The organism is Escherichia sp. KTE31, assembly GCF_000407925.1.
GTDB lineage: Bacteria > Pseudomonadota > Gammaproteobacteria > Enterobacterales > Enterobacteriaceae > Escherichia > Escherichia ruysiae.
In genome coordinates, this window is the sequence record NZ_KE136726.1 from 1 (window position 1) to 26,978 (window position 26,978).

At 50.5% G+C, this 26,978-nt stretch carries 23 protein-coding genes, 1 tRNA gene, 2 rRNA genes and 1 other annotated feature; of the genes, 12 read left to right on the forward strand and 14 right to left on the reverse strand.

Annotation, left to right across the window (positions count from 1 at the left end):
• From WES_RS05545 to rluD, 6 genes are all read right to left on the reverse strand, one after another.
• Nucleotides 1-2,792: ribosomal RNA gene (locus WES_RS05545) — 23S ribosomal RNA — on the reverse strand; the annotation flags it as partial.
• A 191-nt stretch (nt 2,793-2,983) separates the two neighbouring features.
• A tRNA-Glu gene (locus tag WES_RS05540) sits at nt 2,984-3,059 on the reverse strand.
• 85 nt (nt 3,060-3,144) lie between these two features.
• Nucleotides 3,145-4,686 (reverse strand): 16S ribosomal RNA (locus tag WES_RS05535).
• A gap of 445 nt (nt 4,687-5,131) precedes the next feature.
• Complete coding sequence (clpB, locus tag WES_RS05530; protein WP_016159568.1) at nt 5,132-7,705, reverse strand: ATP-dependent chaperone ClpB; 2,574 nt, start codon at nt 7,703-7,705, stop codon at nt 5,132-5,134.
• A gap of 129 nt (nt 7,706-7,834) precedes the next feature.
• Entirely contained in the window at nt 7,835-8,566 is a 732-nt protein-coding gene (gene yfiH, locus WES_RS05525) for a purine nucleoside phosphorylase YfiH (RefSeq protein WP_016159569.1), read from the reverse strand.
• The gene (rluD, locus tag WES_RS05520; RefSeq protein WP_000079112.1) at nt 8,563-9,543 is read right to left on the reverse strand and encodes a 23S rRNA pseudouridine(1911/1915/1917) synthase RluD; all 981 of its coding nucleotides are present in this window, start codon (nt 9,541-9,543) and stop codon (nt 8,563-8,565) included. The genes yfiH and rluD overlap by 4 nt, the downstream gene beginning before the upstream one ends.
• A gap of 134 nt (nt 9,544-9,677) precedes the next feature.
• Between rluD and bamD the strand changes: the two genes are divergently transcribed.
• From bamD to pheA, 4 genes are all read left to right on the forward strand, one after another.
• Complete coding sequence (gene bamD / locus WES_RS05515; RefSeq protein ID WP_000197682.1) at nt 9,678-10,415, forward strand: outer membrane protein assembly factor BamD; 738 nt, start codon at nt 9,678-9,680, stop codon at nt 10,413-10,415.
• Between the two features lie 270 nt (nt 10,416-10,685).
• Nucleotides 10,686-11,027, forward strand: a complete 342-nt coding sequence (gene raiA / locus WES_RS05510) for a ribosome-associated translation inhibitor RaiA (RefSeq protein ID WP_000178456.1) — start codon at nt 10,686-10,688, stop codon at nt 11,025-11,027.
• A 102-nt stretch (nt 11,028-11,129) separates the two neighbouring features.
• Nucleotides 11,130-11,255 (forward strand) — a sequence feature (Phe leader region).
• On the forward strand, nt 11,131-11,178 hold the full coding sequence (gene pheL / locus WES_RS24135; RefSeq protein ID WP_001386991.1) for a pheA operon leader peptide PheL: 48 nt from the start codon (nt 11,131-11,133) through the stop codon (nt 11,176-11,178). It overlaps the preceding feature by 48 nt.
• 22 nt (nt 11,256-11,277) lie before the next feature.
• On the forward strand, nt 11,278-12,438 hold the full coding sequence (gene pheA, locus WES_RS05505; protein ID WP_000200175.1) for a bifunctional chorismate mutase/prephenate dehydratase: 1,161 nt from the start codon (nt 11,278-11,280) through the stop codon (nt 12,436-12,438).
• Between the two features lie 40 nt (nt 12,439-12,478).
• Here the strand turns inward: pheA and tyrA are convergent, their stop codons facing one another.
• Nucleotides 12,479-13,600: a bifunctional chorismate mutase/prephenate dehydrogenase gene (gene tyrA, locus WES_RS05500; protein WP_016159570.1), complete on the reverse strand. Its 1,122-nt coding sequence runs from the start codon at nt 13,598-13,600 to the stop codon at nt 12,479-12,481.
• A gap of 10 nt (nt 13,601-13,610) precedes the next feature.
• The gene (gene aroF, locus WES_RS05495) at nt 13,611-14,681 is read right to left on the reverse strand and encodes a 3-deoxy-7-phosphoheptulonate synthase AroF (RefSeq protein ID WP_016159571.1); all 1,071 of its coding nucleotides are present in this window, start codon (nt 14,679-14,681) and stop codon (nt 13,611-13,613) included.
• 208 nt (nt 14,682-14,889) lie between these two features.
• Here aroF and WES_RS05490 point away from each other — a divergent pair, with 208 nt between their 5' ends.
• From WES_RS05490 to WES_RS05475, 4 genes are all read left to right on the forward strand, one after another.
• Nucleotides 14,890-15,255, forward strand: coding sequence for a DUF2799 domain-containing protein (locus WES_RS05490; protein ID WP_000976010.1), 366 nt, complete (start codon nt 14,890-14,892; stop codon nt 15,253-15,255).
• Nucleotides 15,256-15,406: 151 nt separating this feature from the next.
• The gene (locus WES_RS05485; protein WP_001212409.1) at nt 15,407-15,925 is read left to right on the forward strand and encodes a regulatory sequestration protein YfiR; all 519 of its coding nucleotides are present in this window, start codon (nt 15,407-15,409) and stop codon (nt 15,923-15,925) included.
• A complete protein-coding gene (gene dgcN / locus WES_RS05480; protein WP_016159573.1) occupies nt 15,918-17,141 on the forward strand; it encodes a diguanylate cyclase DgcN/YfiN in 1,224 nt (407 codons plus the stop codon). The genes WES_RS05485 and dgcN overlap by 8 nt, the downstream gene beginning before the upstream one ends.
• A gap of 15 nt (nt 17,142-17,156) precedes the next feature.
• Nucleotides 17,157-17,639, forward strand: coding sequence for an OmpA family protein (locus WES_RS05475; protein WP_000595359.1), 483 nt, complete (start codon nt 17,157-17,159; stop codon nt 17,637-17,639).
• Nucleotides 17,640-17,715: 76 nt separating this feature from the next.
• Here WES_RS05475 and rplS read toward each other — a convergent pair whose 3' ends face one another.
• From rplS to ffh, 5 genes are all read right to left on the reverse strand, one after another.
• A complete protein-coding gene (gene rplS / locus WES_RS05470) occupies nt 17,716-18,063 on the reverse strand; it encodes a 50S ribosomal protein L19 (RefSeq protein WP_000065253.1) in 348 nt (115 codons plus the stop codon).
• Nucleotides 18,064-18,104: 41 nt separating this feature from the next.
• Nucleotides 18,105-18,872 carry a tRNA (guanosine(37)-N1)-methyltransferase TrmD gene (gene trmD / locus WES_RS05465; RefSeq protein WP_000264785.1) on the reverse strand — a complete coding sequence of 256 codons (768 nt, stop codon included), beginning with the start codon at nt 18,870-18,872 and terminating at the stop codon, nt 18,105-18,107.
• 30 nt (nt 18,873-18,902) lie between these two features.
• Nucleotides 18,903-19,451, reverse strand: coding sequence for a ribosome maturation factor RimM (gene rimM, locus WES_RS05460; RefSeq protein ID WP_000043335.1), 549 nt, complete (start codon nt 19,449-19,451; stop codon nt 18,903-18,905).
• 18 nt (nt 19,452-19,469) lie between these two features.
• Nucleotides 19,470-19,718 carry a 30S ribosomal protein S16 gene (gene rpsP, locus WES_RS05455; protein ID WP_000256450.1) on the reverse strand — a complete coding sequence of 83 codons (249 nt, stop codon included), beginning with the start codon at nt 19,716-19,718 and terminating at the stop codon, nt 19,470-19,472.
• Between the two features lie 136 nt (nt 19,719-19,854).
• Nucleotides 19,855-21,216 carry a signal recognition particle protein gene (gene ffh / locus WES_RS05450; protein ID WP_000460035.1) on the reverse strand — a complete coding sequence of 454 codons (1,362 nt, stop codon included), beginning with the start codon at nt 21,214-21,216 and terminating at the stop codon, nt 19,855-19,857.
• Nucleotides 21,217-21,382: 166 nt separating this feature from the next.
• Here ffh and WES_RS05445 point away from each other — a divergent pair, with 166 nt between their 5' ends.
• Both WES_RS05445 and WES_RS05440 read left to right on the forward strand, forming a co-directional pair.
• On the forward strand, nt 21,383-22,174 hold the full coding sequence (locus WES_RS05445) for a cytochrome C assembly family protein (RefSeq protein WP_024165125.1): 792 nt from the start codon (nt 21,383-21,385) through the stop codon (nt 22,172-22,174).
• A 19-nt stretch (nt 22,175-22,193) separates the two neighbouring features.
• Nucleotides 22,194-23,480, forward strand: coding sequence for an HlyC/CorC family transporter (locus WES_RS05440; protein ID WP_010723175.1), 1,287 nt, complete (start codon nt 22,194-22,196; stop codon nt 23,478-23,480).
• Between the two features lie 54 nt (nt 23,481-23,534).
• Here the strand turns inward: WES_RS05440 and grpE are convergent, their stop codons facing one another.
• Nucleotides 23,535-24,128, reverse strand: coding sequence for a nucleotide exchange factor GrpE (gene grpE, locus WES_RS05435; protein ID WP_016159574.1), 594 nt, complete (start codon nt 24,126-24,128; stop codon nt 23,535-23,537).
• A 122-nt stretch (nt 24,129-24,250) separates the two neighbouring features.
• Between grpE and nadK the strand changes: the two genes are divergently transcribed.
• Both nadK and recN read left to right on the forward strand, forming a co-directional pair.
• Complete coding sequence (gene nadK, locus WES_RS05430) at nt 24,251-25,129, forward strand: NAD(+) kinase (protein WP_001059169.1); 879 nt, start codon at nt 24,251-24,253, stop codon at nt 25,127-25,129.
• 85 nt (nt 25,130-25,214) lie between these two features.
• The gene (recN, locus tag WES_RS05425) at nt 25,215-26,876 is read left to right on the forward strand and encodes a DNA repair protein RecN (RefSeq protein WP_016159575.1); all 1,662 of its coding nucleotides are present in this window, start codon (nt 25,215-25,217) and stop codon (nt 26,874-26,876) included.
• Nucleotides 26,877-26,978: the final 102 nt, after the last annotated feature.

Below are 26,978 nucleotides of genomic sequence, written 5' to 3' on the forward strand. Positions count from 1 at the left end.
TCAGGGAGAACTCATCTCGGGGCAAGTTTCGTGCTTAGATGCTTTCAGCACTTATCTCTTCCGCATTTAGCTACCGGGCAGTGCCATTGGCATGACAACCCGAACACCAGTGATGCGTCCACTCCGGTCCTCTCGTACTAGGAGCAGCCCCCCTCAGTTCTCCAGCGCCCACGGCAGATAGGGACCGAACTGTCTCACGACGTTCTAAACCCAGCTCGCGTACCACTTTAAATGGCGAACAGCCATACCCTTGGGACCTACTTCAGCCCCAGGATGTGATGAGCCGACATCGAGGTGCCAAACACCGCCGTCGATATGAACTCTTGGGCGGTATCAGCCTGTTATCCCCGGAGTACCTTTTATCCGTTGAGCGATGGCCCTTCCATTCAGAACCACCGGATCACTATGACCTGCTTTCGCACCTGCTCGCGCCGTCACGCTCGCAGTCAAGCTGGCTTATGCCATTGCACTAACCTCCTGATGTCCGACCAGGATTAGCCAACCTTCGTGCTCCTCCGTTACTCTTTAGGAGGAGACCGCCCCAGTCAAACTACCCACCAGACACTGTCCGCAACCCGGATCACGGGTCCACGTTAGAACATCAAACATTAAAGGGTGGTATTTCAAGGTCGGCTCCACGCAGACTGGCGTCCACGCTTCAAAGCCTCCCACCTATCCTACACATCAAGGCTCAATGTTCAGTGTCAAGCTATAGTAAAGGTTCACGGGGTCTTTCCGTCTTGCCGCGGGTACACTGCATCTTCACAGCGAGTTCAATTTCACTGAGTCTCGGGTGGAGACAGCCTGGCCATCATTACGCCATTCGTGCAGGTCGGAACTTACCCGACAAGGAATTTCGCTACCTTAGGACCGTTATAGTTACGGCCGCCGTTTACCGGGGCTTCGATCAAGAGCTTCGCCTTGCGGCTGACCCCATCAATTAACCTTCCGGCACCGGGCAGGCGTCACACCGTATACGTCCACTTTCGTGTTTGCACAGTGCTGTGTTTTTAATAAACAGTTGCAGCCAGCTGGTATCTTCGACTGATTTCAGCTCCACGAGCAAGTCGCTTCACCTACGTATCAGCGTGCCTTCTCCCGAAGTTACGGCACCATTTTGCCTAGTTCCTTCACCCGAGTTCTCTCAAGCGCCTTGGTATTCTCTACCTGACCACCTGTGTCGGTTTGGGGTACGATTTGATGTTACCTGATGCTTAGAGGCTTTTCCTGGAAGCAGGGCATTTGTTGCTTCAGCACCGTAGTGCCTCGTCATCACGCCTCAGCCTTGATTTTCCGGATTTGCCTGGAAAACCAGCCTACACGCTTAAACCGGGACAACCGTCGCCCGGCCAACATAGCCTTCTCCGTCCCCCCTTCGCAGTAACACCAAGTACAGGAATATTAACCTGTTTCCCATCGACTACGCCTTTCGGCCTCGCCTTAGGGGTCGACTCACCCTGCCCCGATTAACGTTGGACAGGAACCCTTGGTCTTCCGGCGAGCGGGCTTTTCACCCGCTTTATCGTTACTTATGTCAGCATTCGCACTTCTGATACCTCCAGCATGCCTCACAGCACACCTTCACAGGCTTACAGAACGCTCCCCTACCCAACAACACATAGTGTCGCTGCCGCAGCTTCGGTGCATGGTTTAGCCCCGTTACATCTTCCGCGCAGGCCGACTCGACCAGTGAGCTATTACGCTTTCTTTAAATGATGGCTGCTTCTAAGCCAACATCCTGGCTGTCTGGGCCTTCCCACATCGTTTCCCACTTAACCATGACTTTGGGACCTTAGCTGGCGGTCTGGGTTGTTTCCCTCTTCACGACGGACGTTAGCACCCGCCGTGTGTCTCCCGTGATAACATTCTCCGGTATTCGCAGTTTGCATCGGGTTGGTAAGTCGGGATGACCCCCTTGCCGAAACAGTGCTCTACCCCCGGAGATGAATTCACGAGGCGCTACCTAAATAGCTTTCGGGGAGAACCAGCTATCTCCCGGTTTGATTGGCCTTTCCCCCCCAGCCACAAGTCATCCGCTAATTTTTCAACATTAGTCGGTTCGGTCCTCCAGTTAGTGTTACCCAACCTTCAACCTGCCCATGGCTAGATCACCGGGTTTCGGGTCTATACCCTGCAACTTAACGCCCAGTTAAGACTCGGTTTCCCTTCGGCTCCCCTATTCGGTTAACCTTGCTACAGAATATAAGTCGCTGACCCATTATACAAAAGGTACGCAGTCACCCCATAAAGAGGCTCCCACTGCTTGTACGTACACGGTTTCAGGTTCTTTTTCACTCCCCTCGCCGGGGTTCTTTTCGCCTTTCCCTCACGGTACTGGTTCACTATCGGTCAGTCAGGAGTATTTAGCCTTGGAGGATGGTCCCCCCATATTCAGACAGGATACCACGTGTCCCGCCCTACTCATCGAGCTCACAGCATGTGCATTTTTGTGTACGGGGCTGTCACCCTGTATCGCGCGCCTTTCCAGACGCTTCCACTAACACACACACTGATTCAGGCTCTGGGCTGCTCCCCGTTCGCTCGCCGCTACTGGGGGAATCTCGGTTGATTTCTTTTCCTCGGGGTACTTAGATGTTTCAGTTCCCCCGGTTCGCCTCATTAACCTATGGATTCAGTTAATGATAGTGTGTCGAAACACACTGGGTTTCCCCATTCGGAAATCGCCGGTTATAACGGTTCATATCACCTTACCGACGCTTATCGCAGATTAGCACGTCCTTCATCGCCTCTGACTGCCAGGGCATCCACCGTGTACGCTTAGTCGCTTAACCTCACAACCCGAAGATGTTTCGTAAAACACCATCGTGTCGCGAAAATTTGAGAGACTCACGAACAACTTGCGTTGTTCAGTGTTTCAATTTTCAGCTTGATCCAGATTTTTAAAGAGCAAATATCTCAAACATCACTCGTAAGTGAGTTTTGAGATACATAGGTCGGCGACTTTCACTCACAAACCAGCAAGTGGCGTCCCCTAGGGGATTCGAACCCCTGTTACCGCCGTGAAAGGGCGGTGTCCTGGGCCTCTAGACGAAGGGGACGTATCAGTCTGCTTCGCAAGACGCCTTGCTTTTTACTTTCTATCAGACAATCTGTGTGAGCACTTCAAAGAACGCTTCTTTAAGGTAAGGAGGTGATCCAACCGCAGGTTCCCCTACGGTTACCTTGTTACGACTTCACCCCAGTCATGAATCACAAAGTGGTAAGCGCCCTCCCGAAGGTTAAGCTACCTACTTCTTTTGCAACCCACTCCCATGGTGTGACGGGCGGTGTGTACAAGGCCCGGGAACGTATTCACCGTGGCATTCTGATCCACGATTACTAGCGATTCCGACTTCATGGAGTCGAGTTGCAGACTCCAATCCGGACTACGACGCACTTTATGAGGTCCGCTTGCTCTCGCGAGGTCGCTTCTCTTTGTATGCGCCATTGTAGCACGTGTGTAGCCCTGGTCGTAAGGGCCATGATGACTTGACGTCATCCCCACCTTCCTCCAGTTTATCACTGGCAGTCTCCTTTGAGTTCCCGGCCGGACCGCTGGCAACAAAGGATAAGGGTTGCGCTCGTTGCGGGACTTAACCCAACATTTCACAACACGAGCTGACGACAGCCATGCAGCACCTGTCTCACAGTTCCCGAAGGCACCAATCCATCTCTGGAAAGTTCTGTGGATGTCAAGACCAGGTAAGGTTCTTCGCGTTGCATCGAATTAAACCACATGCTCCACCGCTTGTGCGGGCCCCCGTCAATTCATTTGAGTTTTAACCTTGCGGCCGTACTCCCCAGGCGGTCGACTTAACGCGTTAGCTCCGGAAGCCACGCCTCAAGGGCACAACCTCCAAGTCGACATCGTTTACGGCGTGGACTACCAGGGTATCTAATCCTGTTTGCTCCCCACGCTTTCGCACCTGAGCGTCAGTCTTCGTCCAGGGGGCCGCCTTCGCCACCGGTATTCCTCCAGATCTCTACGCATTTCACCGCTACACCTGGAATTCTCCCCCCCTCTACGAGACTCAAGCCTGCCAGTATCAGATGCAGTTCCCAGGTTGAGCCCGGGGATTTCACATCTGACTTAACAGACCGCCTGCGTGCGCTTTACGCCCAGTAATTCCGATTAACGCTTGCACCCTCCGTATTACCGCGGCTGCTGGCACGGAGTTAGCCGGTGCTTCTTCTGCGGGTAACGTCAATGAGCAAAGGTATTAACTTTACTCCCTTCCTCCCCGCTGAAAGTACTTTACAACCCGAAGGCCTTCTTCATACACGCGGCATGGCTGCATCAGGCTTGCGCCCATTGTGCAATATTCCCCACTGCTGCCTCCCGTAGGAGTCTGGACCGTGTCTCAGTTCCAGTGTGGCTGGTCATCCTCTCAGACCAGCTAGGGATCGTCGCCTAGGTGAGCCGTTACCCCACCTACTAGCTAATCCCATCTGGGCACATCCGATGGCAAGAGGCCCGAAGGTCCCCCTCTTTGGTCTTGCGACGTTATGCGGTATTAGCTACCGTTTCCAGTAGTTATCCCCCTCCATCGGGCAGTTTCCCAGACATTACTCACCCGTCCGCCACTCGTCAACAAAGCAGCAAGCTGCTTTCTGTTACCGTTCGACTTGCATGTGTTAGGCCTGCCGCCAGCGTTCAATCTGAGCCATGATCAAACTCTTCAATTTAAAAGTTTGATGCTCAAAGAATTAAACTTCGTAATGAATTACGTGTTCACTCTTGAGACTTGGTATTCATTTATCGTCCGAGGACGTTAAGAATCCGTATCTTCGAGTGCCCACACAGATTGTCTGATAAATTGTTAAAGAGCAGTACCGCTTCGCTTTTTCTCAGCGGCGCTGGGGTGTGCATAATACACTTTCCCGCCACAGAGTCAAGCATTTATTTTTGCTTTCTCTGCCGGAATTCTCAGGAGAACCCCGCTGACCCGGCGGCGTGTTTGCCGTTGTTCCGTGTCAGTGGTGGCGCATTATAGGGAGTTATTTCGGCCTGACAAGCGAAAAATATAAAAACTTTATCGTTCGCTCATTTTTCAGGCAAAACATCTTAAATATAGTCTTTTCCGTCTAACTTATAGACAAAAGCGAGCCCCCAGGGGCTCGCTTTTCTTATTTACTGGACGGCGACAATCCGGTCTTCATTAACTTCCAGGCGGATCACTTTACCCGGAACCAATTCACCAGACAGTATTTGCTGTGCCAGCGGGTTTTCGATCTGCTGCTGGATTGCACGTTTCAGAGGACGTGCACCATAGACCGGATCGTAACCGTTCTCGCTCAGCAGTTTCAGCGCCTCGTCAGAAATGTGGATTTCATAACCACGTTCTTCCAGACGTTTGTACAGACGTTTCAACTGAATCTGCGCAATCGACGCAATGTGCTGTTCACCCAGCGGATGGAAGACCACCACTTCATCGATACGGTTAATGAATTCCGGACGGAAGTTATGGCTTACCACACCGAGCACCAACTCTTTCATGTGCGCATAATCCAGTTCACCGAAGCGTTCCTGAATCAAATCGGAACCGAGGTTAGAGGTCATAATGACAACCGTATTACGGAAGTCGACCGTTCTCCCCTGCCCGTCAGTCAGACGCCCATCATCCAGTACCTGCAACAGAATGTTGAAGACATCCGGATGCGCTTTTTCTACTTCATCCAGCAGGATGACGGAATACGGGCGACGACGCACCGCTTCGGTCAGGTAGCCACCTTCTTCATAACCCACATATCCCGGAGGCGCACCAACCAGACGAGACACCGAATGTTTCTCCATAAACTCGGACATATCGATACGAACCATCGCCTCGTCGCTATCGAACATAAAGTTCGCCAGCGCCTTACAAAGTTCAGTTTTACCCACACCAGTTGGGCCGAGGAACAGGAATGAACCAATCGGGCGATTTGGATCGGCAAGCCCCGCACGACTACGACGAATAGCGTTAGATACCGCATCAACCGCTTCGTTCTGACCAATAACGCGATGGTGCAGTTCTTGCTCCATACGTAGCAGTTTTTCGCGCTCACTTTCCATCATGCGAGAAACCGGAATCCCCGTCCAACGCGCCAGCACTTCAGCAATTTCGGCATCTGTCACTTTATTACGCAACAGACGCATAGTTTTACCTTCGAGCTGCGTTGCGGCTTCCAGTTGCTTTTCCAGTTCCGGGATTTTGCCGTATTGCAGTTCAGACATCCGAGCCAGGTCACCCACACGGCGAGCCTGTTCAATGGCGATTTTCGCCTGCTCCAGTTCCGCTTTAATAGTCTGCGTACCAGAGAGCGATGCTTTCTCTGCTTTCCACTCTTCTTCTAACTCGGAGTACTGACGTTCTTTGTCGCTCAGTTCTTCGTTGAGCATATCCAGGCGTTTTTTACTGGCTTCATCAGACTCTTTCATTAACGCCTGTTGTTCCAGTTTGAGCTGGATGATACGACGATCGAGTCGGTCGAGTTCTTCTGGTTTTGAGTCAATCTGCATACGAATGCTGGATGCTGCTTCATCGATCAGGTCGATGGCTTTATCCGGCAGTTGACGGTCAGCAATGTAGCGATGAGACAACGTCGCCGCTGCAACAATTGCCGGGTCAGTAATTTGCACATGGTGGTGCAGCTCGTAACGTTCTTTCAGGCCACGCAGAATCGCAATGGTATCTTCAACAGAAGGTTCGGCAACAAACACTTTCTGGAAACGACGTTCCAGCGCAGCATCTTTTTCGATGTACTGGCGATATTCGTCAAGCGTCGTGGCTCCCACGCAGTGCAGTTCACCACGAGCTAGCGCCGGTTTCAGCATGTTCCCGGCGTCCATTGCGCCATCGGCTTTACCCGCGCCGACCATAGTATGTAATTCGTCGATAAACAGGATGACGTTGCCTTCCTGTTTAGCGAGATCGTTCAGTACGCCTTTTAATCGTTCCTCAAACTCACCGCGATATTTCGCCCCGGCCACCAGCGCGCCCATATCCAGTGCCAGTACGCGGCGGCCTTTCAGCCCTTCCGGCACTTCGCCATTGATAATACGCTGCGCCAGACCTTCAACGATGGCAGTCTTACCAACGCCAGGTTCACCAATCAGCACCGGGTTATTTTTAGTACGACGTTGCAGTACCTGAATGGTACGGCGAATTTCTTCATCACGACCAATCACCGGATCGAGTTTGCCCTGTTCGGCACGTTCGGTAAGGTCGATGGTGTATTTTTTCAAAGCCTGACGTTGGTCTTCGGCTCCTTGATCGTTCACGCTTTCACCTCCACGCATTTGTTCAATCGCTTGAGTAATGTTGGCGGTGGTCGCCCCTGCTGCTTTCAGGATGTCGGCCAGCGTGCCGCGAGACTCAAGTGCCGCCAGAACGAACAGTTCTGACGAAATAAAATTATCACCACGTTTTTGCGCCAGCTTGTCGCAAAGATTAAGAACGCGCACCAGATCCTGTGAAGGCTGGACATCGCCACCCGTACCTTCAACCTGCGGTAAACGATTTAATGCCTGATTGATATCTGTGCGCAACTGGCCAACATTAATGCCAGCGGATGTTAATAAAGGGCTAACCGAACCCCCTTCCTGATTCAGCAGGGCGCTCATTAAATGAAGTGGTTCGATGAATTGGTTGTCGTGCCCGAGTGCAAGTGATTGGGCATCGGCAAGAGCAAGCTGGAATTTATTAGTAAGACGATCCAGACGCATAACTCCTCCCATAACGGATCAAAGTTGCTACTGGAGATTAAATGAGGTCATCCCTCAATTATTCAAGGTTATTGACCAGATTAATGTGAAAAGAAAATCACGCGTACCGGATCGTCTTGATTCTTTAGGTTATATCAGCCAAATGAAACTTGCCATACGACCCGTGGTCTTGTCGCGACGATAAGAGAAGAAAGTCTCATTTTCCGTGAATGTACAGCGGTCGCCGCCGAAAATTTGCTCAACACCAACGCTCGCCAGACGCTGGCGGGCAAGCTGATAAATATCCGCCAGATACTTATCACCATGCTGAATAAAAGCTGCACTCGCTTTGGCGTCTACTGCCATAAATGCCTCGCGAACTTCCGCCCCCACTTCAAACGCGCGTGGACCGATTGCTGGCCCTAACCAGGCGAGAATATTTTCTGGATTATCAGCAAAACAGGAAACCGTCTCTTCCAGCACCCCAGCGCACAGCCCACGCCAACCAGCATGGGCTGCAGCCACTTCCGTTCCCGCACGATTACAAAACAGCACGGGCAGGCAGTCGGCAGTCATCACTGCGCAAATTGTGCCGGGCGTGTTGCTATAAGAGGCATCCGCTCGTTTTGAAGCATAAGGTTCGCCAGTAAGCTTAAGCACATCTTTACCGTGCACCTGCTCAAGCCAAACCGGTTTTGAAGGCAAATTGCCCGCAGCAAAAAGCCGCTTGCGATTCTCCTCAACGTGATCCGGGTTATCGCCACAATGGGCGCCGAGGTTGAGCGAGTCGTAAGGCGGCAAGCTCACGCCGCCGATACGGGTAGAGCTACAGGCCGCAACACCTTTTGGCAGCGGCCACTGCGGGACAATCAGCTTACTCATAACCAGTCAACTTCATCCTTATGCTCTTCGAAATCGGCGCGCATCACCTCAATCAACTCCACCATATCTTGTGGAATAGGCGCATGCCATTCCATTTCGATGCCGGAGATTGGGTGATAAAGACGCAACATGGTTGCATGAAGCGCCTGGCGGTCAAACTTACGCAATGTGGAGATAAACGCTTCCGAAGCACCTTTTGGCGGACGCGGACGGCCACCATAAACCGGATCGCCCACCAGCGGATGAGTGATATGGGCCATATGCACGCGGATCTGGTGCGTACGTCCAGTTTCCAGACGCAACCGCAGACGCGTGTGCACACGGAAGTGTTCCATGATGCGATAGTGAGTCACCGCCGGTTTGCCCATCGGATGCACCGCCATGTGAGTACGTTTGGTCGGGTGGCGGCTGATTGGTTCATCTACTGTCCCGCCAGCGGTCATATGACCAATTGCCACCGCTTCATACTCACGAGTAATTTCACGCCTTTGCAAAGATTCGACTAAACGCGTCTGAGCCGGAACGGTTTTTGCGACAACCATCAGACCAGTGGTGTCTTTATCCAGACGATGGACAATGCCCGCACGTGGAACATCAGCAATGGGCGGATAGTAATGAAGCAACGCATTCAGTACCGTGCCATCCGGGTTACCCGCGCCAGGATGTACCACCAGGTCGCGCGGTTTATTAATGACGATGATATCTTCATCTTCATAGACGATATCCAGCGGGATATCCTGCGGTTCAAAACGCGCTTCTTCTTCAATCTCAGCGTTGATGGCAACCTGCTCGCCACCCAATACTTTTTCTTTCGGCTTATCACAAACTTTGCCGTTTACCAGCACGCGCTGGTCGAGGATCCATTCTTTTATTCGCGAACGTGAATAATCCGGGAACATTTCGGCCAAAGCCTGATCTAAGCGTTGACCGAGTTGGTTTTCGGACACCGTTGCAGTGAGCTGTACTCGTTGTGCCATATATACTGCTTCTTCGTTTATCGTTGGGGTTTTACGGCTTTGCCGTTTAATATAGTGTGCTATTGTAGCTGGTCTTAACCGGGAGCAGGAACAGAGAATCTCCCGTATTACATTTTGAGGAAAGTCAAAACGTCATGACGCGCATGAAATATCTGGTGGCAGCCGCCACACTAAGCCTGTTTTTGGCGGGTTGCTCGGGGTCAAAGGAAGAAGTACCTGATAATCCGCCAAATGAAATTTACGCGACTGCACAACAAAAGCTGCAGGACGGTAACTGGAGACAGGCAATAACGCAACTGGAAGCGTTAGATAATCGCTATCCGTTTGGTCCGTATTCGCAGCAGGTGCAGCTGGATCTCATCTACGCCTACTATAAAAACGCCGATTTGCCGTTAGCGCAGGCTGCCATCGATCGTTTTATTCGCCTTAACCCGACCCATCCGAATATCGATTATGTCATGTACATGCGTGGCCTGACCAATATGGCGCTGGATGACAGTGCGCTGCAAGGGTTCTTTGGCGTTGACCGTAGCGATCGCGATCCTCAACATGCACGAGCTGCGTTTAGTGACTTTTCCAAATTGGTTCGCGGCTATCCGAACAGTCAGTACACCACCGATGCCACCAAACGTCTGGTATTCCTGAAAGATCGTCTGGCGAAATATGAATACTCCGTTGCTGAGTACTATACAGAACGTGGTGCATGGGTTGCCGTCGTTAACCGTGTAGAAGGCATGTTGCGCGATTACCCGGATACCAAGGCTACGCGTGATGCGCTGCCGCTGATGGAAAATGCATACCGTCAGATGCAGATGAATGCGCAAGCTGAAAAAGTAGCGAAAATCATCGCCGCAAATAGCAGCAATACATAACAGAATTCTGAGACGCAAAACGGCAGCCCTTAAGCTGCCGTTTTTTTATTCTATAACAACCGTGACTGAAGCTATTTAGTCGCGACCGATCTCATCAAATATGGCTCGGTTTGAGACATTCCTCAAGTAAAAAAACACCTCTTCCTGCGATTTCTCACAAAAAAGCTTCGTTGACAAAAAGTGACAAAATTATGAGATTTCCATCACATATTTTGACATCAGGAACGGTATGCTGAATTCACCAAGACGGGAAGACAAGAGGTAAAATTTATGACAATGAACATTACCAGCAAACAAATGGAAATTACTCCGGCCATCCGCCAACATGTCGCAGACCGTCTCGCCAAACTGGAAAAATGGCAAACACATCTGATTAATCCACATATCATTCTGTCCAAAGAGCCACAAGGGTTCGTTGCTGACGCCACAATCAATACACCTAACGGCGTTCTGGTTGCCAGTGGTAAACATGAAGATATGTACACCGCAATTAACGAATTGATCAACAAGCTGGAACGGCAGCTCAATAAACTGCAGCACAAAGGCGAAGCACGTCGTGCCGCAACATCGGTGAAAGACGCCAACTTCGTCGAAGAAGTTGAAGAAGAGTAGTCCTTTATATTGAGTGTATCGCCAACGCGCCTTCGGGCGCGTTTTTTGTTGACAGCGTGAAAACAGTACAGGTACTGTACTGAAGTCGCTTAAGGAAACAAACATGAAACACACGCCGTTCTTCTTCGCATTCTTTTTTACCTTCCCCTGAATGGGAGGCGTTTCGTCGTGTGAAACAGAATGCGAAGACGAACAATAAGGCCTCCCAAACCGGGGGGCCTTTTTTATTGATAACAAAAAAGGCAACACTATGACATCGGAAACCCCATTACTGGCGCTGCGCGAGAAAATCAGCGCGCTGGATGAAAAATTACTGGCGTTACTGGCAGAGCGGCGCGAACTGGCCGTCGAGGTGGGAAAAGCCAAACTGCTCTCGCATCGCCCGGTACGTGATATTGATCGTGAACGCGATTTACTGGAAAGATTAATTACGCTCGGTAAAGCGCACCATCTGGACGCCCATTACATTACTCGCCTGTTCCAGCTCATCATTGAAGATTCCGTATTAACTCAGCAGGCACTGCTCCAGCAGCATCTCAATAAAATTAATCCACATTCAGCTCGTATTGCTTTTCTCGGCCCTAAAGGTTCCTATTCACACCTTGCCGCACGTCAGTACGCCGCCCGCCATTTCGAACAATTTATTGAAAGCGGTTGCGCAAAATTTGCCGATATTTTTAATCAGGTGGAAACGGGTCAGGCCGACTATGCCGTTGTACCGATTGAAAATACCAGCTCAGGTGCCATAAACGACGTTTACGATCTACTGCAACATACCAGCTTATCGATTGTCGGCGAGATGACGCTGACCATCGACCACTGCCTGCTGGTTTCTGGTACTACAGATTTATCAACCATCACTACAGTCTACAGCCATCCACAGCCGTTCCAGCAATGCAGTAAATTCCTTAATCGTTACCCGCACTGGAAAATTGAATATACCGAAAGTACATCTGCGGCGATGGAAAAGGTTGCACAGGCAAAATCACCGCATATTGCTGCACTGGGGAGCGAGGCCGGCGGCACCTTGTACGGTTTACAGGTACTGGAGCGTATTGAGGCAAACCAGCGACAAAACTTCACCCGATTTGTGGTGCTGGCACGTAAAGCCATTAATGTGTCTGACCAGGTTCCGGCAAAAACCACGCTGTTAATAGCGACCGGACAACAAGCAGGTGCACTGGTTGAAGCATTGCTGGTACTGCGCAACCATAATCTGATTATGACCCGTCTGGAATCACGCCCGATTCACGGTAATCCGTGGGAAGAGATGTTTTATCTGGATATTCAGGCCAATCTTGAATCAGCGGAAATGCAAAAAGCATTGAAAGAATTAGGTGAAATCACCCGTTCGATGAAGGTATTGGGCTGTTACCCAAGTGAGAACGTAGTGCCTGTTGATCCGGCGTGATGAAATCGTGCCGGGTGATGTCTCCCCCGGCACAAGATGACTACTGGCGACTGTCGTTCGCCTGACGCAATAACACGCGGCTTTCACTCTGAAAACGTTGCGCATAATCGCCAAACCAGTTTTCCACCTTGCGGAAACTGTCGATAAACGCCTGCTTGTCCCCTTTCTCCAGCAGCTCAATTGCCTCGCCAAAACGCTTATAGTAACGCTTGATCAACGCCAGATTACGTTCCGACGACATAATAATATCAGCATATAGTTGCGGATCCTGAGCAAACAGTCGCCCGACCATCGCCAGCTCAAGGCGGTAAATGGGCGAAGAGAGCGCCAGAAGTTGCTCAAGCTGAACATTTTCTTCTGCCAAGTGCAGGCCATAAGCAAAAGTGGCAAAGTGGCGCAGTGCCTGAATAAACGCCATATTCTGATCGTGTTCGACGGCGCTAATCCGATGCAGCCTCGCACCCCAGACCTGAATTTGCTCCAGGAACCATTGATATGCTTCCGGCTGGCGTCCATCGCACCAGACCACCACCTGCTTCGCCAGACTGCCGCTATCCGGACCAAACATCGGGTGAAGCCCCAGCACTGGACCATCATGCGCCGCCAGCATGGCCTGTAACGGCCCATTTTTCACTGATGCCAGATCGACCAGAATACAGTCTTGCGGTAAACGTGGTAATTTGGCGATGACCTGTTCAGTCACATGAATAGGCACGCTGACAATCACCATACCGGCATCGGCAACAATCTCAGCCGCACGTTCCCAGTCATGTTGTTCAAGAATCCGCACCTGATAGCCAGACAGCGTAAGCATCTTCTCGAACAAGCGCCCCATCTGACCGCCGCCACCAACAATGACTACGGGACGTAGTGAAGGACAAAGCGTTTTAAACCCTTTGTCGTTTTCACTGGAGTAGGACTCACGCATTACCCGACGCAGAACATCTTCAATCAGATCTGGCGGCACGCCGAGGGCTTCCGCCTCAGCGCGCCGCGAGGCCAGCATCGATGCCTCGCGCTCCGGAACATAAATGGGCAACCCAAAGCGACTTTTCACCTCGCCGACCTCGGCGACCAGTTCCAGACGCTTCGCTAATAAATTCAGCAGTTCTTTATCGACTTCATCAATTTGATCGCGTAACGCGGTCAACTCAGCAACCATAATAAACCTCTTAAGCCACGCGCGCCGTCAGCTGCCCGTTCAGATCCTGATGAATCTCACGCAGCAAGGCATCAGTCATTTCCCAGCTAATGCAGGCATCTGTTACGGATACACCGTATTTCATTTCACTGCGCGGTTGCTCGGAAGACTGATTACCTTCGTGGATGTTACTTTCGATCATCAGACCAATAATTGAGCGATTGCCATCTTTAATTTGAGCAACCACGGATTCTGCCACCGCAGGCTGACGGCGATAATCTTTATTGGAATTACCGTGGCTGCAATCTACCATCAGTGAGGGGCGCAGTCCCGCCTGTTCCATCTCTTTTTCACATTGCGCGACATCCGCAGGGCTGTAGTTCGGTGCTTTACCGCCGCGCAGGATCACATGTCCGTCAGGATTACCCTGAGTTTGTAGCAGCGCCACCTGTCCTGCCTGATTAATACCAACAAAGCGATGCGGTTGTGCAGCGGCACGCATAGCATTGATTGCTGTCGCCAGACTGCCATCAGTGCCGTTTTTAAAACCAACCGGCATGGAAAGCCCGGATGCCATTTCACGGTGCGTTTGCGATTCCGTGGTACGAGCACCAATTGCCGACCAGCTAAACAGGTCACCCAAATATTGCGGGCTGTTTGGATCTAACGCTTCCGTCGCCAGCGGCAGCCCCATGCTCACCAGTTCAAGCAGCAATTTACGCGCGATTTGCAGGCCGGCTTCTACGTCAAAAGAGCCATCCATATGAGGATCGTTAATTAACCCTTTCCAGCCGATGGTAGTACGGGGTTTTTCAAAATAGACGCGCATCACCAGATAGAGGCTATCGCTGACCTCTGCGGCAAGAGCTTTAAATCGACGAGCATATTCCAGAGCGGTTTCAGGATCATGAATGGAGCAAGGCCCACAAACTACCAACAGACGAGGATCGCGCCCGGCGATAATATCTGAAATAGTTTTACGCGAATCAGCAATCTGGGCTTCTTGATGCTGGCTTAATGGAAAAGCTGCCTTCAACTGTTCCGGGGTCATCAGAACCTGTTCGTCGGTAATGTGTACGTTATTCAGCGCGTCTTTTTTCATGATGGCGATCCTGTTTATGCTCGTTTGCGATAGTCAATCCTCAGCGAGGATGACGTAACGATAACACAACAAGTAAAGATTTCAATCCATATTTCGTAAATATTACTTTACACATGCAATTTTAATAAGCTAAAAGCCTCAAAATTCGTATAAATAAATTTACACCTTCATTAAAAACAATCCGCTATGCTTTGAAAAAGGAGAGAAAATGATGAAAAAATTTATCGGTTCCTTGTTGGCTTTAGTGGTTTGTGGGTGCCAGATTGATCCTTATACTCACGCGCCAAACTTAACCAGCACCGACTGGTATGATGTTGGTATGGAAGATGCAATATCTGGTATTGCCATAAAAGATGGCGATACATTTAGCGATTCACAGGCTGATCGGAGGGTATACCTTAAAGGATATGCCGAAGGACAAAAGAAAACCTGCCAAATCGATTTTACTTATGCCAGAGGGCTTTCCGGTAAAAGTTTCCCTGCCAGCTGCAACAATGTTGAAAATGCCAACCAACTACATGAAGCATGGCAAAAAGGGGCAGAGGAAAATGCCAGCACGATGCGATTAAATTAACTGGAGCGTCATCAACAAATTAGTCATGAGATTTAACTCACTCAAACTTTAATTCTCATCGTGATGACGCCCGCATAGAATAATGATATTTTAATGAGTATTCTGAAAAAATTATCGATGCATTTCGAGCGACGGTGGTGAGGATCCCTGAATGCGTTTTTCTCACCGGCTGTTTTTACTGCTAATTTCCCTCCTGCCGAGCGCACCATTACTTGCTCAGGAAACCACTGACGCTGCGAAAAATGTGCGCCAGATGGTTTCCGGTATTGTCAGCTACACTCGCTGGCCAGCGTTATCTGGCCCGCCAAAGCTATGTATTTTTTCATCTTCACGTTTTAGTACCACCCTGCAAGATAATGGCGCGACTTCTTTACCTTATCTGCCCGTCATCATTCACAGCAAACAAGAAGCACTGATTTCAGACTGCAATGGTTTTTATTTTGGCAACGAATCACCGACATTCCAGATGGAATTAATCAAACAATATCCGTCTAAGGCGTTATTATTAATTGCCGAACAAAATGCAGAGTGCATTATTGGCAGCGCCTTTTGTCTGATCATCAACAATAATGATGTCAGATTTGCCGTAAACCTGGATGCCTTATCGCGTAGTGGTGTGAAGGTCAACCCGGATGTCTTAATGCTCGCTCGGAAGAAAAAAGATGGATAACGATAATTCTCTTAATAAGCGACCAACGTTTAAAAGAGCATTACGCAACATCAGCATGACCAGCATCTTTATCACCATGACGCTGATCTGGCTGCTGCTTTCCGTGACGTCGGTACTGACACTGAAACAATATGCGCAAAAAAATCTGGCGCTCACCGCAGCAACCATGACTTATAGTCTGGAAGCAGCGGTCGTTTTTGCCGATGGTTCGGCAGCGACAGAAACCCTGGCCGCGCTGGGGCAGCAAGGTCAATTTTCAACCGCTGAAGTACGTGATAATCAGCAAAATATCATTGCATCCTGGCACTACACAGCCAGAGAACCGGGAGATAGATTCAGTAATTTCATTAGCCACTGGCTCTTTCCCGCACCGGTAATTCAGCCCATTCGCCACAATGGAAAAATCATCGGCGAAGTCCAGTTAACCGCTCGCGACAGTTCAATCAGCCATTTCATCTGGTTTTCACTCGCTGTGCTTACCGGTTGTATTCTGCTGGCATCAGGCATTGCAATCACCCTCACCCGCCATTTGCATAACGGACTGGTGGAGGCGCTAAAAAACATTACTGATGTAGTTCATGATGTGCGATCTAACCGCAATTTTTCCCGACGAGTTTCGGAAGAGCGTATCGCAGAGTTTCACCGCTTTGCCCTCGACTTCAATAGTCTGCTGGATGAAATGGAAGAGTGGCAGCTTCGTTTACAGGCAAAAAATGCGCAACTCTTACGTACTGCCCTGCATGATCCGTTAACCGGCCTGGCTAACCGCGCAGCATTCCGCAACTGCATCAATACGTTAATGAGTGATTCTACCGTTCGGGAAACCTCAGCCTTACTTTTTCTTGATGGCGATAATTTTAAATATATCAATGACACATGGGGTCACGCGACGGGCGATCAGGTCTTGATCGAGATAGCAACACGGTTAATGGAATTTAGCGGGAAACGGCATCAAGCGTACCGTATAGGAGGCGATGAGTTCGCCATGATTCTGTATGGCGTACTGTCAGAATATGAAGTGCAGCGTATCTGTACAGCTCTCACACAAACCTTTCATCGCCCATTCGATCTCCATAACGGTCACCAGACAAGTATGACCTTAAGTATTGGATACGCTCTGACTCGCGAACACGCTTCTGCGGAAAAATTACAAGAGCTTGCCGATCGTAATATGTATCAGGCCAAACATCAGCGCGCCGAAAAGCTGGTGAAATAACAAGGAAATATCTACATGATAAAGCAACTGGTAGCACCTCTGGTTTTCTCCACTCTGATACTGGCTGGTTGCCAGACTCCACAAGGCAAATTCACCCCAGAGCAAGTCGCTGCTATGCAGTCTTATGGTTTTACTGAATCTGCAGGTGACTGGTCGCTTGGCTTATCCGACACTATTTTGTTTGCTAAAAATGACTACAAACTGCTTCCGGAAAGTCAGCAACAAATCCAGACCATGGCGGCAAAACTGACCTCTACCGGGCTAACACACGCCCGTATGGATGGTCACACCGATAACTATGGTGAAGATAGCTACAACGAAGCCTTATCACTGAAGCGAGCGAATGTCGTCGCCGATGCCTGGGCTGAAGGTGGGCAAATTCCGCGCAGTAATCTCACTACTCAGGGTTTAGGGAAAAAATATCCTATCGCCAGCAACAAGACAGCACAGGGCCGGGCTGAAAACCGCCGCGTTGCGGTGGTGATTAGTGCACCGTAAACGCAATTCCAATAGATAAAAAAAGGGCCAGCCAATTGGCCAGCCCTTCTTAACAGGATGTCGCCTGAGCGAAATCTTAGTTGAGGCGCTCTTTGATACGAGCAGCCTTACCAGTACGCTCACGCAGGTAGTACAGTTTAGCTTTACGAACAGCACCACGACGTTTGACAGAAATGCTGTCAACTACCGGAGAGTGAGTCTGGAAGACACGCTCAACGCCTTCGCCGTTGGAAATTTTACGAACAGTGAATGCAGAGTGCAGACCGCGGTTACGAATAGCGATAACCACGCCCTCGAATGCCTGCAGACGTTTTTTGGAACCTTCAACAACCCATACTTTCACTTCCACGGTATCACCCGGACGGAAGGAAGGTACGTCCTGCTTCATCTGCTCTTGTTCAAGTTGCTTAATAATGTTGCTCATAATTTAATCTCTTATCCTGGGTAAACTGATATTTCGGGGGCTTACGCCATCCCATCATGTTTATGTTGCTGTTGTGCGTGTTCCGTTTTGAACTCCGCCAGCAACCTTGCTTGCTCTTCAGTCAGAGCCAGGTTTTCCAGAAGTTCAGGTCTTCTAAGCCAGGTACGGCCCAGCGACTGTTTCAAACGCCAGCGACGTATCTCGGCATGGTTGCCCGACAGTAACACTGACGGAACTTCCATCCCTTCTAACACCTCAGGCCGCGTATAGTGCGGGCAATCCAGCAATCCTTCAGCAAAGGAATCTTCCGTTGCCGAGGCTTCGTGACCCAGTACGCCCGGAATAAACCGGGAAACGGAGTCAATCAGCGTCATTGCTGGTAACTCACCACCGCTGAGAACGTAATCGCCGATTGACCATTCTTCGTCAATTTCGGTTTGGATCACGCGCTCATCTATACCTTCGTAGCGACCGCACACCAGAATCAATTTTTGATTCGTTGCCAGTTCGCTGACGCCCGCTTGATCAAGCTTGCGCCCCTGCGGTGACAGATAGATCACCTTAGCGCCTTCACCCGCCGCGCTTTTTGCTGCATGAATGGCGTCCCGTAAAGGTTGCACCATCATTAACATCCCCGGTCCGCCGCCGTAAGGACGATCGTCCACGGTACGGTGCCGGTCATGCGTGAAGTCACGTGGACTCCAGCTCTGGATGCTCAGCAGGCCATTTTTCACTGCCCGGCCAGTTACCCCGTAATCGGTAATTGCGCGGAACATTTCAGGAAACAGGCTAATTATGCCAATCCACATAGCGCCGTCTTTTACCGTTTATCCGGTGGTTTAAAAACCAGGATCCCAATCTACTTCGATTGAACGAGTAGTGAGATCGACTTTCTTGATAACCTGCCCATCGAGGAACGGTACGAGACGTTCCTTGATGCCAAACGCATCTTTCAGGTTTGCCTTAATGACGAGAACGTCATTAGATCCGGTTTCCATCATGTCGACGACTTTACCGAGATCGTAGCCTTCAGTGGTCACTACCTGGCAGCCCATCAGGTCTTTCCAGTAGTAGTCACCCTCTTCAAGCTGGGGCAGCTGCGATGAATCCACGACAATTTCACAATTCGTCAGCAGGTTCGCCGCATCACGATCGTCAACACCTTTCAGCTTGATGATCATGTCCTGATTGTGGTGCTTCCAGCTTTCCAGCTGGACTTGCTGCCACTGACCCGCCTTCTGGATAAACCAGGGCTGATAGTCAAAAATGCTTTCGGCGTCTTCGGTGGAAGAAAACACTCTGAGCCACCCACGAATACCGTAAGACGAACCCATTTTTCCCAAAACGATGGGATCAACAGGTGCTTGCGCGGTGAGTTGTTTGCTCATCATGACCACCGTGACAGATTAAGCTGCTTTGTTTACTTCTTTGATCAGCGCAGCAACGCGATCAGAAATAGTTGCGCCCTGGCCAACCCAGTGAGCGATGCGATCCAGATCCAGGCGAGTGCCTTCTTCTTTTTCGCTAGCGATTGGGTTGAAGAAACCAACGCGCTCGATGAAGCGACCGTTGCGTGCATTACGGCTGTCAGCGACAACAACCTGGTAGAACGGACGCTTTTTAGCGCCGTGACGTGCTAAACGAATAGTTACCATAACATCCTCTTGTGTGAATAAAACAACCGGACCCCATCGAGGAACGGAGTCCGGTGTCATATTAAAAGCCCGAAAATTTTACTGATTTCTGGAGAAAATGCAATCAGCAGTTAATAACTCTGTCGCATAAGGTCATTTAGCGACCAGGAAATCCCGGCGGCATCATCCCTTTCATGCTTCTCATCATCTTCGCCATTCCGCCCTTCTTCATTTTCTTCATCATGCGCTGCATGTCGTCGAACTGCTTCAGAAGACGGTTAACGTCCTGTACCTGCATACCGCAACCGGCAGCGATACGGCGTTTACGCGAACCTTTGATGATTTCTGGCTTAGCGCGCTCTTTCATCGTCATCGAGTTGATGATGGCTTCCATACGCACCAGCACTTTATCGTCCATTTGCGATTTCACGTTATCCGGGATCTGCCCCATACCCGGCAGTTTGCCCATCAGGCTGGCCATGCCGCCCATATTTTTCATCTGGCGCAGCTGCTCAAGGAAATCGTTAAGATCGAAGCCGTCGCCTTTTTTCAGCTTGCTGGCTAACTTCTCTGCCTGCGCGCGGTCAACTTTACTTTCGATATCTTCGATCAACGACAGAACATCGCCCATGCCGAGAATACGGGAAGCGATACGGTCCGGGTGGAACGGCTCCAGCGCCTCTGTTTTCTCGCCAACACCGAGGAACTTGATAGGCTTGCCGGTAATATGGCGAATAGAAAGCGCCGCACCGCCACGCGCATCGCCGTCCACTTTAGTCAACACTACGCCGGTAAGCGGTAACGCTTCATTGAATGCTTTCGCCGTATTGGCAGCATCCTGACCGGTCATGGCATCAACCACAAACAGGGTTTCAACCGGATTAATCGACGCGTGGACTTGTTTGATCTCGTCCATCATCGCTTCGTCAACGTGCAGACGACCGGCGGTATCCACCAGCAGCACGTCGTAGAATTTCAGCTTAGCTTCTTTCAGCGCCGCGTTAACGATATCAACCGGCTTCTGACCAACATCTGAAGGGAAGAAATCGACGCCTACCTGTTCAGCCAGCGTCTCAAGCTGTTTGATTGCCGCCGGGCGATAAACGTCGGCAGAAACCACCAGCACTTTCTTCTTGTGCTTCTCGCGCAGGAACTTACCGAGTTTACCCACGCTGGTTGTTTTACCGGCACCTTGCAGGCCCGCCATCAGCACCACCGCAGGCGGTTGCGCAGCCAGGTTCAGGGTCTGGTTCTCTTCGCCCATCGCCGCAACCAGTTCGTTACGGACGATTTTGACGAACTCCTGCCCCGGCGTCAGGCTTTTATTAACTTCATGACCAACCGCTTTCTCTTTTACGCGATTGATAAACTCACGCACTACAGGCAGAGCGACGTCCGCCTCCAGCAGCGCCATGCGCACTTCGCGCAGCGTATCTTTAACGTTGTCTTCAGTAAGGCGTCCACGGCCACTGATATTGCGCAGCGTGCGCGACAAACGATCGGTTAAATTATCAAACATTGTCTCTCGCCTGGGGTGGAAACGGTTGGTCGCAATCGCGACACATCATCTGTATTTTGCCGCAGTATAACATGAAGGCGTCTTTGTTGTTATGCAACGGTTGGAGCAGCGTTCACCTGACGCTATACTGCTTTTCTTTCTCATTGCTCAAACTGTCGACATCACTATGCCCGTTTTTGCTCTGCTCGCGCTCGTCGCCTACTCCGTCAGTCTCGCGCTGATTGTTCCCGGTCTGCTGCAAAAAAACGGCGGCTGGCGGCGAATGGCTATTATTTCTGCGGTCATCGCGCTGGTCTGCCACGCTATCGCTCTTGAAGCCCGCATTTTGCCAGGCGGCGATAGCGGACAAAACCTTAGCCTGTTGAATGTCGGTTCGCTGGTCAGCCTGATGATCTGTACGGTAATGACCATCGTGGCCTCACGCAACCGTGGTTGGCTGCTGTTGCCGATTGTTTATGCCTTTGCGCTCATCAATCTGGCGCTGGCAACCTTCATGCCCAATGAATACATCACTCATCTGGAAGCGACGCCAGGAATGCTGGTACACATTGGCTTATCGCTCTTTTCCTATGCCACGCTGATTATTGCAGCCCTGTACGCGTTGCAACTGGCATGGATTGATTACCAACTGAAGAACAAGAAGCTGGCGTTTAATCAGGAAATGCCTCCGCTGATGAGTATTGAGCGTAAAATGTTCCACATCACGCAAATTGGCGTGGTGCTGTTAACGCTCACTCTTTGTACCGGCCTGTTCTACATGCACAACTTATTTAGCATGGAAAATATCGACAAGGCTGTGCTCTCTATCGTGGCGTGGTTTGTCTATATTGTGCTGCTGTGGGGGCATTATCATGAAGGATGGCGTGGACGCCGCGTCGTCTGGTTTAACGTCGCGGGTGCGGTCATTCTGACACTGGCCTACTTCGGCAGCCGAATTGTCCAGCAGTTAATCAGCTAAACCAGAAAAGGAGTTTCCCCTGGAACACATATCTACTACCACGTTGATCATAATTCTGATCATCATGGTGGTCATTTCAGCCTATTTTTCCGGCTCCGAAACCGGAATGATGACACTCAACCGCTATCGCCTGCGGCACATGGCGAAGCAGGGTAATCGTTCGGCTAAACGGGTCGAAAAATTACTGCGCAAACCAGACCGCCTGATAAGCCTGGTATTAATCGGCAATAACCTGGTCAATATTCTCGCTTCCGCACTGGGCACCATTGTCGGTATGCGTTTGTACGGGGATGCGGGCGTGGCAATTGCGACTGGTGTGCTGACTTTTGTAGTACTGGTTTTTGCCGAAGTATTGCCGAAAACCATTGCCGCGCTGTACCCGGAAAAAGTCGCCTATCCGAGTAGTTTTCTGTTAGCACCGCTGCAAATTTTGATGATGCCGCTGGTATGGTTACTGAACGCTATCACCCGCATGTTAATGCGCATGATGGGCATCAAAACTGATATCGTGGTCAGCGGCTCTTTAAGCAAAGAAGAGTTGCGCACCATTGTGCACGAATCGCGGTCACAAATTTCCCGTCGCAATCAGGATATGCTGCTGTCGGTACTCGATCTGGAAAAAATGACCGTCGATGACATCATGGTGCCGCGCAGTGAAATTATCGGCATCGATATCAACGATGACTGGAAATCGATTCTCCGCCAGCTCTCCCACTCTCCTCACGGGCGCATAGTGCTGTACCGCGACTCGCTGGACGACGCCATCAGCATGTTGCGTGTGCGTGAAGCCTGGCGGCTCATGTCGGAGAAAAAAGAGTTCACCAAAGAAACCATGCTACGCGCTGCGGACGAAATCTATTTTGTGCCGGAAGGCACGCCGCTCAGTACGCAATTAGTTAAATTTCAACGCAATAAAAAGAAAGTCGGCCTGGTCGTCAACGAATACGGCGATATTCAGGGACTGGTGACGGTTGAAGATATTCTGGAAGAGATTGTCGGTGATTTCACCACGTCGATGTCGCCAACGCTTGCTGAAGAAGTGACGCCGCAAAACGACGGTTCGGTGATTATTGATGGCACAGCCAACGTGCGAGAAATCAACAAAGCCTTTAACTGGCATCTGCCAGAAGATGATGCTCGCACGGTTAATGGCGTCATTCTTGAGGCACTGGAAGAGATTCCTGTCGCAGGCACTCGCGTGCGTATTGGCGAGTACGATATCGATATTCTCGACGTACAGGACAATATGATTAAGCAGGTAAAAGTTTTTCCTGTGAAACCGCTGCGCGAGAGTGTGGCGGAGTAACGAAAACGGCCCAGCATTCACATGCCGGGCCGTAATTTATTACGAAAACAGTAATTAAGCTTTTGCTTTCGCTACAGTAACCATCGCCGCGCGAATCGTACGACCGTTCAGCGTATAACCTTTCTGCATAATGCCCAGTACGTTACCCGGCGCAACGTCGTCAGATTCCACCATTGCGATAGCCTGATGCACGTTCGGATCCAGCGGTACATTCGTTTCGGCAATCACATCAACGCCAAACTTACGTACTACATCCAGCATCGACTTCAGCGTCAGCTCAATACCTTCAACCATCGCAGACATATCCGGGTTAGCTTTATCAGCCACTTCCAGCGCGCGATCCAGACTATCAATCACCGGCAGCAATTCGTTGATGAATTTTTCCAGCGCGAATTTATGCGCTTTTTCGATATCCAGTTCAGTACGACGACGCAGGTTTTCCATGTCCGCTTTTACGCGCAAAATGCCATCACGTTCACGGGTCTGGGCCTCAGCCAACTGAGCTTCGAGATTCGCAATTTTTTCATCGCGCGGATCCACCTGCTCAGCAGAAGCGTCTGGCTCAACTGCCTCAATCTCTTCGTGCTGATCCATGATAATTTCTTCCGGGGCTTGCCCCTCAGGCGTTTTCTGTTCTTTACTACTCATGAATTTCTCCGCGTTTTTTTCGCATTCATCTCGCTAACTTCGCTTATTATGGGGATCAGTTTCAGGGTTTCAAGGGAAGCACTCACATTGTCATCAATCTTCGCAACAAGGACCTCGGAAAAATGAATAATCATTTCAAGTGTATTGGCATTGTGGGACACCCACGGCACCCTACTGCATTGACAACACATGAAATGCTCTACCGCTGGCTGTGCACAAAAGGTTACGAGGTCATCGTCGAGCAGCAAATCGCTCACGAACTACAACTGAAGAATGTGAAAACTGGCACGCTCGCGGAGATTGGGCAACTGGCTGATCTCGCGGTAGTCGTTGGTGGCGACGGTAATATGCTGGGCGCAGCGCGCACACTCGCGCGCTACGACATTAAAGTCATCGGCATCAACCGTGGTAACCTGGGTTTCCTGACCGACCTTGACCCTGATAACGCCCAACAACAGTTAGCCGATGTGCTGGAAGGTCATTACATCAGCGAGAAACGTTTTTTGCTGGAAGCGCAGGTCTGCCAGCAAGATTGCCAGAAACGCATCAGCACCGCGATTAATGAAGTGGTACTACATCCTGGCAAAGTGGCGCATATGATTGAGTTCGAAGTGTACATCGACGAGATCTTTGCGTTTTCTCAGCGTTCCGATGGACTGATTATTTCGACGCCTACAGGCTCTACCGCCTATTCTCTGTCGGCGGGTGGCCCGATTCTGACCCCCTCTCTGGATGCGATTACCCTGGTACCCATGTTCCCGCATACGCTGTCAGCGCGACCACTGGTCATAAACAGCAGCAGCACGATCCGCCTGCGTTTTTCGCATCGCCGTAACGACCTGGAAATCAGTTGCGACAGTCAAATAGCACTGCCGATTCAGGAAGGTGAAGATGTCCTGATTCGGCGCTGTGATTACCATCTGAATCTGATTCACCCGAAAGATTACAGCTATTTCAACACATTAAGTACCAAGCTCGGCTGGTCAAAAAAATTATTCTAATTTTACGCCAGCCTCTTTACTGTATATAAAACCAGTTTATACTGTACACAATAACAGTAATGGTTTTTCATACAGGAAAACAACTATGTTGGCACAACTGACCATCAGCAACTTTGCTATCGTTCGTGAGCTTGAGATTGATTTTCACAGCGGCATGACCGTAATAACCGGCGAGACCGGCGCGGGTAAATCTATTGCGATAGATGCTCTCGGCCTGTGTCTCGGTGGTCGTGCTGAAGCCGACATGGTGCGTACCGGCGCTGCCCGCGCTGATCTGTGCGCCCGTTTTTCACTGAAAGATACGCCCGCAGCACTGCGCTGGCTGGAAGAAAACCAACTGGAAGATGGCCACGAATGCCTGCTTCGTCGCGTTATCAGTAGCGATGGCCGCTCTCGTGGGTTTATCAACGGTACAGCTGTTCCTCTGTCACAACTGCGCGAACTGGGTCAGTTGCTCATTCAGATCCATGGTCAGCACGCTCATCAATTACTCACCAAACCTGAGCACCAAAAATTCCTGCTTGATGGCTATGCCAATGAAACCTCTCTACTTCAGGAAATGACCGCACGTTATCAATTGTGGCATCAAAGCTGCCGTGACCTCGCGCATCATCAACAGTTAAGTCAGGAACGCGCCGCCCGTGCGGAACTGCTGCAATACCAATTAAAAGAACTTAACGAATTTAATCCGCAGCCCGGAGAGTTTGAGCAAATCGACGAAGAGTACAAACGTCTGGCGAACAGCGGTCAATTGCTGACCACCAGCCAGAATGCATTGGCATTAATGGCCGACGGTGAAGACGCAAACCTGCAAAGTCAGCTTTACACGGCTAAACAACTGGTGAGCGAATTGATTGGCATGGACAGCAAACTGTCCGGCGTACTTGATATGCTGGAAGAAGCTACCATCCAGATTGCTGAAGCCAGCGACGAACTGCGCCACTACTGCGATCGTCTGGATCTCGATCCCAACCGACTGTTTGAACTTGAACAGCGCATCTCAAAACAGATTTCGCTGGCACGTAAACATCACGTCAGCCCTGAGGCATTACCACAGTATTACCAGTCGCTACTGGAAGAACAGCAGCAACTGGACGATCAGGCCGACTCACAAGAAACGCTCGCGCTGGCGGTAACGAAACATCATCAGCAGGCACTGGAAACCGCGCGCGCATTACACCAACAACGCCAGCAATATGCAGAAGAACTTGCACAGCTGATCACCGACAGTATGCATGCGCTCTCAATGCCGCATGGGCAGTTTACGATCGATGTTAAATTTGACGAGCATCACCTGGGCGCTGACGGTGCCGATCGTATTGAGTTTCGGGTAACCACCAACCCAGGTCAGCCAATGCAGCCTATTGCCAAAGTCGCATCCGGTGGTGAATTGTCCCGCATCGCACTGGCAATCCAGGTCATCACGGCGCGTAAAATGGAAACCCCGGCACTGATTTTTGATGAAGTGGATGTAGGGATTAGCGGTCCAACAGCGGCAGTTGTCGGCAAACTGCTGCGTCAACTCGGCGAATCAACTCAGGTGATGTGTGTTACCCACCTGCCACAAGTCGCGGGATGTGGTCATCAACACTATTTTGTCAGCAAAGAAACCGATGGTGCGATGACAGAAACGCATATGCAAGCCCTGAATAAAAAAGCGCGGTTACAAGAGCTGGCGCGCCTGCTTGGTGGCAGTGAAGTCACACGTAATACACTGGCGAATGCGAAAGAACTGCTTGCAGCGTAAACTTTTTTCCTGCTTCACGGTCAGAGTAAACAGCAAAACGCCGTAAGACCGGAAAGCAAAAGGTTTTAAAGTGATGAAAGGTCTATTATCATCGGCATATTA